Source organism: Arthrobacter sp. Z1-15 (genome assembly GCF_054792395.1).
Genome location: NZ_CP096454.1, coordinates 2,017,645 through 2,030,648 on the forward strand (window position 1 = coordinate 2,017,645; position 13,004 = coordinate 2,030,648).

General features: G+C 62.9%; 12 protein-coding genes. 5 read left to right on the plus strand and 7 right to left on the minus strand.

Annotated elements, in window-relative coordinates; genetic code table 11:
• Nucleotides 1-64 precede the first annotated feature (64 nt).
• Both M1D40_RS09270 and M1D40_RS09275 read left to right on the plus strand, forming a co-directional pair.
• On the plus strand, nt 65-310 hold the full coding sequence (locus tag M1D40_RS09270) for a helix-turn-helix domain-containing protein (protein ID WP_341393102.1): 246 nt from the start codon (nt 65-67) through the stop codon (nt 308-310).
• Nucleotides 303-854 (plus strand): Clp protease N-terminal domain-containing protein, encoded by a 552-nt coding sequence (locus M1D40_RS09275; RefSeq protein WP_461168647.1) that lies wholly within the window; start codon nt 303-305, stop codon nt 852-854. The genes M1D40_RS09270 and M1D40_RS09275 overlap by 8 nt, the downstream gene beginning before the upstream one ends.
• Before the next feature lie 31 nt (nt 855-885).
• On the opposite strand, the gene M1D40_RS09280 is transcribed toward M1D40_RS09275, so the two are convergent.
• The 7 genes from M1D40_RS09280 to M1D40_RS09310 all read right to left on the minus strand — a co-directional run bounded on the left by M1D40_RS09280 (nt 886) and on the right by M1D40_RS09310 (nt 9,585).
• Nucleotides 886-1,473, minus strand: coding sequence for a hypothetical protein (locus M1D40_RS09280; RefSeq protein ID WP_461168648.1), 588 nt, complete (start codon nt 1,471-1,473; stop codon nt 886-888).
• A gap of 13 nt (nt 1,474-1,486) precedes the next feature.
• Nucleotides 1,487-2,635: a zinc-dependent alcohol dehydrogenase gene (locus M1D40_RS09285; protein WP_461168649.1), complete on the minus strand. Its 1,149-nt coding sequence runs from the start codon at nt 2,633-2,635 to the stop codon at nt 1,487-1,489.
• A 791-nt stretch (nt 2,636-3,426) separates the two neighbouring features.
• A complete protein-coding gene (gene arfA / locus M1D40_RS09290; protein ID WP_341393106.1) occupies nt 3,427-4,965 on the minus strand; it encodes an arabinosylfuranosidase ArfA in 1,539 nt (512 codons plus the stop codon).
• Between the two features lie 81 nt (nt 4,966-5,046).
• Nucleotides 5,047-5,940: a carbohydrate ABC transporter permease gene (locus M1D40_RS09295; RefSeq protein ID WP_461168650.1), complete on the minus strand. Its 894-nt coding sequence runs from the start codon at nt 5,938-5,940 to the stop codon at nt 5,047-5,049.
• Between the two features lies 1 nt (nt 5,941).
• Nucleotides 5,942-6,883 carry a carbohydrate ABC transporter permease gene (locus M1D40_RS09300; RefSeq protein WP_461168651.1) on the minus strand — a complete coding sequence of 314 codons (942 nt, stop codon included), beginning with the start codon at nt 6,881-6,883 and terminating at the stop codon, nt 5,942-5,944.
• A 47-nt stretch (nt 6,884-6,930) separates the two neighbouring features.
• Nucleotides 6,931-8,211: an extracellular solute-binding protein gene (locus M1D40_RS09305; protein ID WP_461171040.1), complete on the minus strand. Its 1,281-nt coding sequence runs from the start codon at nt 8,209-8,211 to the stop codon at nt 6,931-6,933.
• 333 nt (nt 8,212-8,544) lie between these two features.
• The gene (locus M1D40_RS09310) at nt 8,545-9,585 is read right to left on the minus strand and encodes a LacI family DNA-binding transcriptional regulator (protein WP_461168652.1); all 1,041 of its coding nucleotides are present in this window, start codon (nt 9,583-9,585) and stop codon (nt 8,545-8,547) included.
• Nucleotides 9,586-9,816: 231 nt separating this feature from the next.
• Here M1D40_RS09310 and M1D40_RS09315 point away from each other — a divergent pair, with 231 nt between their 5' ends.
• From M1D40_RS09315 to M1D40_RS09325, 3 genes are read left to right on the plus strand one after another with little or no spacing between them, the layout of a single operon-like run.
• Entirely contained in the window at nt 9,817-11,142 is a 1,326-nt protein-coding gene (locus M1D40_RS09315) for an ABC transporter substrate-binding protein (protein ID WP_341393110.1), read from the plus strand.
• On the plus strand, nt 11,139-12,086 hold the full coding sequence (locus M1D40_RS09320) for a carbohydrate ABC transporter permease (RefSeq protein ID WP_341393111.1): 948 nt from the start codon (nt 11,139-11,141) through the stop codon (nt 12,084-12,086). The genes M1D40_RS09315 and M1D40_RS09320 overlap by 4 nt, the downstream gene beginning before the upstream one ends.
• A gap of 1 nt (nt 12,087) precedes the next feature.
• A complete protein-coding gene (locus tag M1D40_RS09325; protein WP_341393112.1) occupies nt 12,088-12,981 on the plus strand; it encodes a carbohydrate ABC transporter permease in 894 nt (297 codons plus the stop codon).
• Nucleotides 12,982-13,004 lie beyond the last annotated feature (23 nt).

Consider the following 13,004-nt stretch of genomic DNA (forward strand, 5'->3'; position numbering starts at 1 on the left):
CAGCTCGGAATTCGAATGGCAACAAGTGTTGACTGTGAAAGATGCGTCAACCTAGGCTGACGCCATGGATACAGAAAAGGACCTCATTGGCGACGGTATGAGCAATGACCCTGCCGTTGGCCTGCGGGCCGTGGCTGCACTGCGGCGGCTGGTGGATCAGCTGGAGTTTTTGCAGGTGCAGAACGCCCGGAGGCTCGGATGGTCCTGGGCGGAGATCGCCGCTGCGGTGGGAGTGTCCAAGCAGGCGGTGCACAAAAAGCATGCGGGGCGGGTAACAGCTTCCGCGGACAAAGGAGACAGAAATGTTTGAGCGCTTTTCCGGAACAGCCCGTGCAGTGGTCACCGAAGCGCAGGAGCAGGCCCGATTACTGGGAGACAGCGAAATAACGGCGGACCACCTTCTGCTCGCGGTCCTGCGCGGCGGCGACAACCCCGCTGTGCGGGTGCTCAACCGGCTGGGGATCGACCGCGACGCGGTAGCCCGGCAAACGCAGGCACTGGGCGGGGCGGATGCGCAGGCACTGGAGGCGATCGGCGTCGATCTGGAGGCTGTCCGGGAACGCGCTGAAGCGAGCTTCGGCCCCGGCGCGCTGGATCAGCCGCTCCGGCGCGGGAGCCTGCTCAAGGGCCGGAGCGGCGGCCACATTCCGTTTACCGCTTCGGCCAAGGGAGTGCTCACGCAGTCGCTGCGTGAAGCCCTCGCACTGGGCGACAAGACCATTGGCCCCGAGCATCTGCTGCTGGGCCTGCTGGCCGGGGACAACGGTACCGCGGGGCACACCCTCAGGGGGCTGGGAAGCGACCCCGCCCGGGTGCGGGCGGAGCTGCTCCGGGAGCTGGGGCCGGCTGCCTGAGTCCGGTTGCCTGAGCGCGGTGCGGGGGCGCTCAGCTCCGGGCCGCGCGCAGCAGCCTGCGGACAACGGCGAAGGCAACGCCCCCGGCCAGAATCCAGGGACCCGCCGCGAAGACGGGCACCAGGGCCTGCTCCTTAAGGTCGGCCCGTTTCTTGCCGAACCGCGAGGAAATGCCGTGCCGGGTGAACTCACTCATCACCCCTGTTTCGGTGACCGGATTGTCGGGGTGCAGGGTCAGGAAGGAGCGCAGGTGGCTGCCGCCGGCGTCGACCCTGTCCGCGGCGATCAGGATGAGCCAATGCGCAGCCCGGGCCTCGCCGTACCTGTAGGCGTAGCGGCGCATCGCACCCGAAACCCCCTTCAGGGGAACCGAGGTGCCGAAAACCGGCGTCACGAACTGATGCTCAATGGAATGTTCCCGCGGCTGCCGTTCCTGCTGGCGCTCCGGGAAATCCCAATGCGCCCCCGTGTTCACATCCGTCTGCATCTTCGGGACGGAGGGCCGGTTGGCGGGGTCCAGGTCCGCCCCCCATCCCGGAATGCGGGCTCTCAGCTCCTCATTGGTGAACCTGCGTTTAGGTGCTCCTGCCACATACGGCGTGCTTGGTGTTTCTGCCATGGTTTCCTCGCTTTCAGGAGGCACTGGGGATGATCAGGGGTTTGATGCAGTTATCGAGCTTGGCCGAGAACATGTGATATCCCTCGGCAATGTGTTCCAGGGGGATGCGGTGCGTGACAATGTCGCTGGGCTTGAGATAGCCGTTGCGGATGTGTTCAAAGAGCCGGGGCCACTGCCGCTTGACCGGGCACTGGTTCATCTGCAGTGTGAGGCCCTTGTTCAGGGCGTCACCGAATTTCACGGCACTGAAGATGGGGCCGTAGGCGCCCATGACGGATATGGTTCCTGCCTTGCGGACCGAGTCGATGGCCCAGTTCAATGCCACCGGAGATCCGCCCTGCAGCTTGAGCTGGGCGGCGCTGACATTCTGGATGAAGCTTCCGTCCGCTTCCGCCCCCGCGGCATCAATGGCCACGTCAGCTCCGAGGTAGTCAGTGGTTTTCTTCATTTCCACCACGATGTCCTCGTACTCGGCGAAGTTCCAGGTTTCAGCATGCGCAAAGGACCGGGCTTTCTCCAGCCGGTATTCGAGGTGGTCCACCACGATGACCCGGCCCGCTCCCATGAGCCAGGAGGATTTGGCCGCATACAGCCCCACCGGCCCTGCCCCGAACACGATAACGGTGTCGCCTTCGCGGATATCGCCCAGCTGTGCACCGAAGTAGCCGGTAGCGACGGCGTCAGTGAGGAGGACGGCATCTTCTTCATCCATCCACTCCGGAATGATGGAGGGACCCACATCGGCAAAGGGAACACGGACAAATTCCGCCTGCCCGCCGTCGTAACCTCCGCAGGTGTGGGAGTAACCGTAAATGCCCCCCACCGCCGTGGCGTTGGCGTTCACATTGTGGCAGTTCGAGTAGAGGCCGCGGCTGCAGTACCAGCAGGACCCGCAGTAAATGTTGAACGGAACCATGACCCGGTCGCCCACGGCCAGATTCTGCACCGAGGAACCCACTTCATGCACCACGCCCACAAACTCGTGCCCAAAGGTGGTTCCCACCCGGGTATCGGGCATCATTCCGTGATAAAGGTGCAGGTCGGAGCCGCAGATGGCTGCCGCCGTCACGCGAACGATGGCATCGTTCGGGTGTTCAATCCGTGGAATGTCCTTCTCTTCGACACGGACCTTGTACGGTCCGCGGTACACCATTGACCGCATCTGTCTCCCCTTTTAGAAAGCATACTGATGATCTCCAACCCTGCCTTTCCGGACAAGGGCCGTCAAGGGTGGCCCGAGCGACGTTGCCGGCGCAAGATCTGCCTGGGCTCCGCGCCGGCCCAGACCTGAGGTGGCAGATAAGCCCTGAGTGGCGTCAGGTGGGGGGGAGGGCAAAGGACCTGGGGCTGCACACTTTCCGCTTATAGAACACATGTTCGAAGGCTGCATAGTTCGACGCTTTGCCGATGGAATGCTCCGTTGGGCCCAGCATCATGATGGTGAACTTCCGGAAGGGGCCGAGCGCCGGGACTACATGCCCGAAACTGCCCCGCCTCAGCAGGGAACCTCGGGTGCACAAGACCTTTGGTGACGCTGTCGGTGGGGGAGCAGTGGGGGAACGCGGTGAGGGTATCGGTGGTCGGTGGGTGGGACCGTCGCGGGGGGGGAGTGCCACGGGGGACCTACAACGGGGAACTTACGACGGGGAACTTACGGCGGGGCTCCGCGCGAAGGGAGGCGCTTCTATGCCCCGTTAGGCCATAACGGACCAACCTGCACCGGAAGTATCAGGGGAAGGCGCCGGCCACAGGGCAGCCGCAACGGAAACCACGGAACGGAAACCACAAGATATCGGGTTCCTCGAACACCCCGGCGCTCGCCGAACACCCCGGCGCTCGCCGAACACTCCGATGCTTGCCCGGCAGCAGCCGCAGGCCGACACCGGCTCAGCGACACAACGTGGGCACCGGATTGGCCGGCGCTCGCCGGTGCCCACGCCCGCTCGGGGTTTCCTAGTTCTTGCTGACCTCAACTTCCACGACGGCCCAGGAGAGTGCGGGAAGGGTGAGCCGCAGCTCGCTGCCCACGGCCTTCACGTCCGACAGGGGAGTCAGCCCAACCTGCTCGCCGTCGGCCTGCGAGTTGATCGCAAAACGGTCCCTGCCCTCGGGAACCTGCAGGACCTCTGCGCGGATGATCCGGCCGGTGTCGAATCCGCCCAGGGAAACTTCCACATCCGCCGCTTCCTCCAGGCCGCGGTTGGCGAAGAAGAGTGCGAGCTTGCCGGTTTCTTCATCCCACGTGACGCTGACGTCCACGAGGTCGGCATCGCCGAAGCGGCTGGTGGCATATTTGTCCGACTCCACCGCCGTACGCATGATCTGCCCCTTGGCCAGGGCAGCCATGCGGGCAAAGGGATGGAAGATGGTCTGCCGCCAGGCGGGACCGTTCTCTTCGGCCATGATCGGGGCGATCACGTTTACCAGTTGGGCCTGGTTGGCAATAGTTACGCGGTCACCGTGGCGCAGCAGGGAATTCAGCAGGGTTCCGACGACGACGGCGTCGGTCACGTTGTATTTGTCCTCGATCACGCGGGGGTGCTCACGCCAGCCCGCGCGCGCCACGGCGGCCGGCTGATCCTCGGTGTTGAGTCCGCGCTGATACCAGACGTTCCATTCATCAAAGGACAGGTTGATGTGCTTTTTATGCTTCCCCCGGGCCCTGACGGCGTCGGCTGTGGCAACAACGGACTCAATGAAATAGTCCATGTCCACTGCGCTGGCCAGGAAGCTCTCGGCGTCGCCCTCTTCCTCCTGGTAGTAGGCATGCAGCGAAACGTAGTCCACCTCGTCGTAAGTATGCCCGAGCACGGTCTGCTCCCAGGCTCCGAAGGTGGGCATGGAGGAGCTGGAGCTGCCGCAGGCGACGAGTTCCAGGTCCGGATCCACATAACGCATGGCGCGGGCGGCTTCCTGGGCGAGGCGGCCATACTCGTCGGCCGTCTTGTGCCCGGTTTGCCACGGGCCGTCCAGTTCGTTGCCCAGGCACCACAGCTTGATGTCGAACGGCTCCTTGTGCCCGTTTTTGGCCCTGAGGTCCGAGAGATAGGTGCCCCCGGGGTGGTTGGCGTACTCCACCAGTTCCCGTGCAGCGTCAACGCCGCGCGTTCCCAGGTTGATTGCTTCCATGATTTCGACCCCGGCCTTGCGGGACCAGTCCACGAATTCGTGCAGGCCAAAGGCGTTGGTTTCCACGGTGTGCCAGGCGCCGTCGAGCCGGGTGGGACGCTGTTCAACCGGCCCGACGCCGTCCTCCCAGTTGTAGCCGGAGACAAAGTTTCCGCCGGGATAGCGCACAACCGTGGCGCCGAGTTCCCGGACCAGGCCCAAGACGTCCAGGCGGTAGCCCTGCTCATCGGCTTCCGGGTGGCCCGGTTCGTAGATTCCGGTGTAGACACAGCGGCCCATATGCTCCACGAAGGAGCCAAACAGGCGGCGGGGAACCTCTCCGATGGTGAAGTTGCGGTCAATGCTGATCTTGGCGCGGGACATATGTAATTGCTCCTTGACGTGGTGGTGCGGGTAAAAGGATCGTGCGGGTGCGGGTGGTGCGGCTCGAAAGGGACGGAATAATCAGGTGCCGGCCAGGCCGGTGGTGGAAATGCCCTTGATGATCTGCCGCTGGAAGAAAAGGAAAACGATGATCAGCGGCAGGGCAGCCAGCAGGGCCGAGGCCATGTTTTGCGCGTACTGGATGCCGTAGGCGCTCTTAATGGTTTGCAGCCCCACCGGAAGCGTGAGCAGCGAAGGGTCGTTGGTCGCGATGAACGGCCACAGGAAGTTGTTCCACGCACCGATGAAGACAAAGATCGCCACGGCCGACAGGATCGGGCGGGAGAGCGGAAGGACAATCTGCAGGAACACCCGCATCCTCCCGGCGCCGTCCATAATGGCGGCTTCTTCGAGTTCACGCGGAATCTGGTCGAAGAATTTCTTGAGGATAAATACCATGGCCGGAGCAATCACCTGCGGAAGGATGATCGCCCAGTACGTGTCAATCAAGTGCATGGAAAGCAGCTGGTAGAACAGCGGGATGATCAGCACGGGCGGCGGAATGATGATGGAGGCGATGATCACGGACATGAGGATCCGCTTGCCCTTGAAGTCAATCCGGGACAGGGCGTAGGCGCACAGCGCCGAGATCACCAGGGTGATGACGGTGATGGCTGCCGAGGTGATCAGCGAATTCCAGGTCCAGAGCGGAATGTTTCCTTCGCCCAGCACCTTGGTGAAGGCGTCCAGCGTGAAACCTGATTCAGGGAACCAGGTGAGCGGAGTTGCTGCCGCCTCGGTCTCGGGCTTGAATGCCGTGACCGCCGCCCAGGCATAGGGCAGCAGCCAGATAACGGCCAGGACGGAGACAACCGCGGTTCCCGCGATGCGTGCCGGGGTTGCAGCGCGCTTGCGGTTCTGCCTCGGGGCCGAAGGTACCGGTGCCGGAGGTCGGGTAAGTGCCGGTGCTGCCATGTCAGAGGCTCCTTCGCCGGTTGATGAAGAACTGCCCGCACGAGACCACGATGATCAGGGCGAAGAACACGTAGGAGATTGCGGCGGAGTATCCGAACCGGTACCCGGTGAACCCGGTTTCAAAGATGTACTGCACGATGGTCCGGGTGGTGCCCGCGGGTCCGCCTTGGGTCATCTGGTACACCTGGTCGAAGATTTTCAGGGACGCCAGCACCTGGAGGATGATAATGAGGACGGTGGTCGGTCCCAGCTGGGGGAGCGTAATCGAGAAGAACTGCCGCCAGCCGCCCGCTCCGTCCAGTGACGCCGCCTCGTAGTGCTGCTGCGGAATGTTCTGCATGGCCGCCAGATAGAGCAGGAAGTTGAAGCCCACGGTCCACCAGACGGTGGCAATGACAATGGCCCACATGGCAACCTTGGGGTCGTTGAGCCAGGCGACCGGCGGAATCCCCACCTTCGAGAGGATGTCGTTGATCAGGCCGAGCTGCGGGTTGTACATCCAGGTGAAGAACAGGGACACCACGGTGGAGGCAAGCAGATAAGGGGAGAAGAAAGCCAGCCGCCACAGCCACTGTGCCGGCAGCCCCATGTTCACCAGGGCTGCCATGGCCAGGGCAATGACCACCAGCGGAACGGTGCTGATGACGGTGAAGTACAGGGTGTTTCCGAGCGACTGCCAGAGGTCCGGGTCCTGGAACGCCTCGGTGTAGTTCGCGAAACCGATCAGTTCGTTGTTGGCACCGGTGAGGGACTTGCCGGTCAGGCTCATGTAGAAGCCGTAGACAATCGGCCAGACCAGGAACAGGGCGAAGAAGGCCAGGAACGGGGCACTGAATCCCCAGCCCTGCAGGTTGTCCCGGCGCGACTTGCGCAGGGTGTTGGGCGCGGCAGCTGATTGCCCGGCGGTGCTGCCGGCACCCCGTGAAGCGGTTGCGGTACTCATGAAGGACTCCTTTGTCACTTTCAGCAGAAGACGTTGCAGGTCCGGCCTTATACGGGGTTGGGCTTGGCCAGGAGGATATTGAGCCGTTCGACGAAGGAGTCCCAGCCGGTTTTCGGTTGGTCCCGGCCGAGAAAGACATTCTGGACGCTGTTCGCGAAGAAGGTCTGGAAGTCCGACCCCGAGCCGGAGAAATAGGCCCGGGGATCGTAGTTGATGATGTCCGCTGCAGCTGCGTAGTTGGCCTGCGGAGAAAGGGCTGCGTAGTCGGCTGACGTGATGATGGGCTGGTAGGAGGGAATGTGCCCCGCCTCAGCCCAGGCAGAGGACCCCTTCAGCACATCAGCCACAAACTTGTAGGAGTCCCGCCGCAGGCCGTCGTCGAGGTTCAGCTGGTGCGGCAGCACAAAGGCGTGGGAGTCGGCGTAGGCTGCCGGCGTGCCGAACAACGTGGGTATGGGGGAGGCCCCAAGGGGAATGTTGGCGTTCTTCATGGTGGGCAGTTCCCACACCCCGCTGAACAGCATGCCGGAATCACCGCCGGCAAATTCTGCAATGGCCGTGTTGATGTCCCCGCTGCGGGTGGTGATCGAATCATCGAGCAGCGATCGGATGAATTCCAGGCAGGAGATGGCGACGTCGCGGTCCACCACGGCGCTCTCGCCCTGGGTCAGGACCATTTCAGCGCCGTGCTGCCGGTAGAAGGTGTAGAAGAGTCTCCACATCTGCGCACCGTCGCCCAGGTAGCCGTAGGACAGCCCGTGCCTGCCCGTGACTTTCTGCATTTCCAGAGCCACATCGCGGAACTGTTCAGGGGAGCTGACGGGGATCAGCTGCTGGTCGCTGCCCAGCACCCCGGCCTCCGCGGCAATCTCCGTGTTGTACATCATGATGAAGGGGTGTGAGTCCAGGGCGATGCTGAAGACCTTGCCGTCAATTTTGCTGTTCTCCCAGATGCGCGGGGCAAAGTCTGCCTCCGTCACACCGTTTTCCGCCAGCAGGTCCAGGTCCCATTCATCCAGCAGGCCGCCGGGGGCGTAGCCCACAACGCGGCTGGCGTGCATGATGGCAAGTTCTGGCGGCCGCCCTCCGGCCGATGCCATGGAGAGTTTGGTGTAGTAGGGGGCGCCCCAGGCCAGGACGGTCGGGGTGACGGTGAAGCCCTCGTTCTGTGCATTGGCGGCGTCGATCATTCCCTGCATCTTGATGCCGTCGCCGCCGGAGAGGAGATGCCAGAAGCGCAGGTCCTGCGCGGCACCGGCTGCAGGAGCCTGGCATCCGGAGAGCGAAGCCGCCGTGAGCGCACCTCCAAACAGCGCACCGGTACCCATCAACAGTTGCCGGCGGTTAAGCGCCGGTCCGGCGCCTGACAGTGGTATTTTCACGCGTCACTCCTTTGTGCACGTCGGATGCAATTTTCCGGTCCACTCCGGAAGGAGTATTCCGCTGGCCCGAGCCTAGACCCCGCACAACACCGCGGCAAGCAAAATTGTTAGCGCTAACCATTTGTTACTTCGCTGTCACCACGTTCACATCCGCGGAGAAATTCACACCGGCGCAGGAAAGGTTTCCTCGGATTGGATATCGCCGAACCCGGACAGCGAAGTAACACTTCCGGAAGACCTGGGTCCGGCGTCCCCGAATCCCGGGACCAGGCGGGAAAGTCAGGAAGCGGAAGCCGGGGGAGCGGTGGAATCGCGCACGACGAGTGCGGTGGCGAATTCAACGTGAAGGGATTCCAGCTGTTCGCCGTTGGCCAGGCGCAGGACGCTGCGCAGCGCCGAACGCCCCATTTCCTGCAGCGGCTGGCTGACCGACGTCAGCCGTGGCACCGACTGCTCGGCAAGGTCCGTTCCGTCAAACCCCACCAGGCTCAAATCATCCGGAACGCGAAGGCCCCGGCGGCGCGCCTCGTCCAGCACACCGAGCGCCGTCAGGTCACTGGCCGCAAAAATGGCCGTGGGCGGCTCAGCCAGGGACAGCAGCGCGGACGCACCCCGGACTCCGGACGGGAGGTTGAAGTTGCCGCTGCGGATGTACTCATTGCGGATGTCGATGCCGTTGGCCCGCAGCGCGGCCAGATAGCCGTGGAGCCGGGCCATGCTGCACTCGGCGGCATCAGGGCCGCCGATAAAACCGATCCGCCGGTGGCCGAGTTCGATCAGGTGCTCCACGGCGGCCTTGCCGCCGGCCCAGTTGGTGGCGCCGATGCTGACGAACCCCGACGGCGGCGGGTTCAGCGGATCAATAACGACTACGGGGATGTTGCGCCGGGCAAACGCTTCGAGCTGATCGGTGGTCACTTCCGAGGTTACGAGAATCAGCCCCCGCCTTCCCGAGTCGGCAAGCCGGGAGGACCATTCCAGGTGGTTGGTGCTCTTGAGTTTTCCCGGGGTGACAGTACTGAGCACCACCTCGACGTTTTCAGTGGAGGCACAGTTGGTGATGCCCATGAGGATCGCCAGCGAGTACGAGGTGTTCAACCCGTCAAAGACCAGGTCAACCAGGGCCGGTGCGCTGGTGCGGAGCCTGCGCTGGACGGGGGACTCGTATCCCAGCCGGGCGAGGGCAAGCTGTACCCGCCCGCGGGTTGACTCGGCGACGTCGTCGCGCCCGTTGATGACTTTGGAAACAGTCGGAACGGAGACCCCGGCAAGCTCGGCGACGCTGGCTAGCGTGGGTTTGACCTTTTGGCCCGGATTCACTGCCACGCTCCTTTGCGAAAATATTTCGATTTCTGAAGTGTGCCGGATACCTGCGCCGCTGGTCAAGGGTGCGGCAATAGGGTAAGAAAAACACTTGACGAGTGATGCAACTCACAGTACTTTTCATTGCAGCACCGAAGTTATTTCGAAAACTTTCGAAACTTTCCCTGCCCCGGATGGGCGAGCGAATCCCTCGCCGCAGCAATGCGGCTCTTTTCAATGGAGATAAGAATGGAAAAGAAGTCTACTTCCCGTCGGTCGTTCCTCTCATTGGCGGTGCTTGCACCCGTTGCCGCCTACACCCTGACTGCCTGCGGCTCGTCGGGTCCGGGGGACACGTCGGCCGGGGGAGCCAGCATCTGGGCCCTGAGCGGCCAGCCGGACGAGGGTATCCGGCAGGACACCATAGACGCCTTCAACGAGGCCAACTCGGACATGCAGATCAAGCCGACCTTCTTCCAGAACGACGCGTACAAGACGAAGATCAAGACGGCCATCGGCGCCGGCCAGGCGCCGACCATCATCTACGGCTGGGGCGGCGGAACGCTGCGCACCTATGCCGAGGCCGGGCAGGTTGATGACCTGACCTCGTGGTTCGAGGAAAACTCTGATGTGAAGGACCGCCTGCTGGAGTCGACGTTCGGCGCGGCAACCGTTGACGGCAAGATCTACGCGATCCCCACGCAGACCGTGACGCCGATTATCTTCTACTACAACAAGGAGCTCTTCGACCAGGCCGGTGCCGAACCGCCCGCAACCTGGGACGACCTGATGGCCCTGACAAAAACCTTCAACGACATGGGCGTAGCTCCGCTGTCCCTGGGCGGACAGTCCCGCTGGACCTCCATGATGTGGCTCGAATACCTCTACGACCGGGTGGGCGGCCCCGAGGTCTTCACCGCCATCTACAACGGCGAGCCCGATTCCTGGTCGCAGCCTGCTGCACTCCAGGCCAACACCATGATCCAGGACCTCGTCAAGGCCGACGGCTTCATCAAGGGGTTCACCTCCATCACCGCCGACAGCAATGCGGACCAGGCCCTGCTGTACACCAACAAGGCTGCCATGATGCTTCACGGCGGCTGGACCTACGCTGGTATGAAGAACGACGGCGCCGGCTTTGTCGAGGACGGCAAGCTCGGCTGGATCAACTTTCCCACCGTCGACGGGGGAGCCGGCGATCCGGCCAACACCGTGGGAAACCCCGCCGGCTACCAGTCCATCTCTTCGAAGGCATCCGACTCCGAAAAGGAAGCGGCCAAGAAATTCTTCAAGGACGGCCTGCTCACCGACGAGGAAATTGACGCCTACATCAAGTCCGGATCGGTTCCGATCGTCACGGGCATCGAAGACAAGCTGGCGCAGTCCGCAGACAAGGACTTCCTGAGCTTCCAGTACGAGATGACCAAGAACGCACCGAACTTCCAGCAGTCGTGGGACCAGGCCCTGAGCCCCACCGCGGCCGAAGCGCTCCTGAGCAACATCGACCAGTTGTTCCTGCTGTCCATTACGCCTGAGCAGTTCGCGTCCAATATGAATGCGACGCTGGGCAAATGATCGCAGCCGTCCCGCCGGCCGCGCTCCCCGCCGCGGCCGGCGGTACCAAATCCCCGGGGCAGAGTTCCAGCCGCGGCAAGACCGGAAGCCTCTGGTGGCTGGTTATTCCCGCACTGTTCTTCTTTGTGGTCTTCGCCGTTGTTCCCCTGGTCGGCGTGTTTGTCCTGAGTTTTGCGAACTGGGACGGCATCGGCGCCATCTCGCTGGCCGGCGTCGGCAACTGGCTCTCGGTGCTGGGCGATCCCGTGATGCACAACGCCCTGAGGCTGACGTTCCTCATCATGATCGTCTCGTGGCTGGTTCAGACGCCGCTCAGTATCCTGCTGGGCGTCTTTACCGCCGGAAGCCAGCGGTACCGGGCCCTCCTCGCTGTCCTGTACTTCCTGCCGCTGCTGCTGTCTTCGGCCGCCATCGCCATTGCCTTCAAGGCACTGCTGGATCCGAACTTCGGACTGGCCGAGGGCCTGAACCTGCCCGCCCTTGCCCAGGACTGGCTGGGACACCCCCAGCTGGTGCTCTTTGTGGTGATCTTCGTCATCGCCTGGCAGTTCGTGCCTTTCCACACATTGATCTACCAAGGCGGCGTGCGGCAGATACCGAAGTCCCTCTACGAGGCAGCGGAGATCGACGGCGCCGGCAAGGTCAAGCAGTTTTTCCACATCACCCTTCCCCAGCTGAAGTACACGATCATCACCTCCTCCACCCTGATGGTGGTCGGATCCCTGACCTACTTCGACCTCATCTTCGTGCTGACCGCCGGCGGCCCGGGCAACTCAACCCGCATCCTGGCCCTGGACATGTACCTCACCGGCTTCCGTGCCAACCTCATGGGTCCGGCCAGCGTCCTCGCCGTGATCCTGGTCCTGATCGGACTGGCCCTGGCACTGGCCCTGCAGCGTCTGGGCGGCAAGGGCTCCAGCAGCAGCCAACTGGAAGGCATGTGACATGACTGCAACAGCAACCAAGAGGACGGATCCTCCCGCCGCATCTGCCGCAGGGACACGCTCACGCCGGGGACAGCGGTGGAAGAAGCTGAACTACGCCGGCGGACTCGCAGGGTGGATCTGGCTCGCCATTATCATCATCCCGGTCTACTACGTGGTGATCACCAGCCTGAAAACCTCGGCCGGTTACTTCTCCCAGAACCCCCTCGCCATTCCCGCTTCTCCCACCCTGGAGAACTACCGGATGGTGCTCGAGGCGGACTTCGCCAAGTACTTCATGAACAGCGCGATCATCACCCTCGGCACCGTCATTCCCGCCGTGGCGATATCTTTCATGGCTTCCTTTGCCATCGTGCGCGGCAACAGCCGTTTTTTGAGGTTCTCCAACGGGTTGTTCCTGCTGGGCCTGGCCATCCCGCTGCAGGCCACGATCATCCCGATTTACCTGATGATCATCCGCCTGAACCTCTACGACAGCCTCCTGGCACTGGTCCTTCCCTCCATTGCCTTCTCCATCCCTCTCACCGTCCTGATCCTGTCGAACTTCATCCGCGACGTGCCGAATGAATTGTTCGAGTCGATGCGCCTGGACGGCTGCAGCGAGTGGCAGACTATGTGGCGGCTGGCACTTCCGCTGACCAAACCCGCCATCGTCACGGTCGGCATCTACAACGCACTTGGCGTCTGGAACGGCTTCCTGCTGCCGCTGATCCTCACGCAGAGCCCGGACCTGCGCGTCCTGCCCTTGGCGCTGTGGACCTTCCAGGGCCAGTACAGCGTCAACATTCCGGCGGTCCTGGCCTCGGTGGTCCTGACCACCCTGCCGATCCTCGTGCTGTACATCATCGGCCGCCGGCAGCTGCTCAGCGGACTTACCGCCGGATTCAGCAAATAGCACCAGGCTTTACCAATGAAAGG

Excerpts from the sequence above, each read along its gene's own strand:
- M1D40_RS09275 (WP_461168647.1), top strand. The coding sequence starts at position 303 with ATGTTTGAGCGCTTTTCCGGAACAGCCCGTGCAGTGGTCACCGAAGCG.
- M1D40_RS09295 (WP_461168650.1), bottom strand. The coding sequence starts at position 5,940 with ATGGCAGCACCGGCACTTACCCGACCTCCGGCACCGGTACCTTCGGCC.
- M1D40_RS09315 (WP_341393110.1), top strand. The coding sequence starts at position 9,817 with ATGGAAAAGAAGTCTACTTCCCGTCGGTCGTTCCTCTCATTGGCGGTG.
- M1D40_RS09320 (WP_341393111.1), top strand. The coding sequence starts at position 11,139 with ATGATCGCAGCCGTCCCGCCGGCCGCGCTCCCCGCCGCGGCCGGCGGT.
- arfA (WP_341393106.1), bottom strand. The coding sequence starts at position 4,965 with ATGTCCCGCGCCAAGATCAGCATTGACCGCAACTTCACCATCGGAGAG.
- M1D40_RS09280 (WP_461168648.1), bottom strand. The coding sequence starts at position 1,473 with ATGGCAGAAACACCAAGCACGCCGTATGTGGCAGGAGCACCTAAACGC.
- M1D40_RS09300 (WP_461168651.1), bottom strand. The coding sequence starts at position 6,883 with ATGAGTACCGCAACCGCTTCACGGGGTGCCGGCAGCACCGCCGGGCAA.
- M1D40_RS09270 (WP_341393102.1), top strand. The coding sequence starts at position 65 with ATGGATACAGAAAAGGACCTCATTGGCGACGGTATGAGCAATGACCCT.
- M1D40_RS09325 (WP_341393112.1), top strand. The coding sequence starts at position 12,088 with ATGACTGCAACAGCAACCAAGAGGACGGATCCTCCCGCCGCATCTGCC.
- M1D40_RS09285 (WP_461168649.1), bottom strand. The coding sequence starts at position 2,635 with ATGCGGTCAATGGTGTACCGCGGACCGTACAAGGTCCGTGTCGAAGAG.
- M1D40_RS09305 (WP_461171040.1), bottom strand. The coding sequence starts at position 8,211 with ATGGGTACCGGTGCGCTGTTTGGAGGTGCGCTCACGGCGGCTTCGCTC.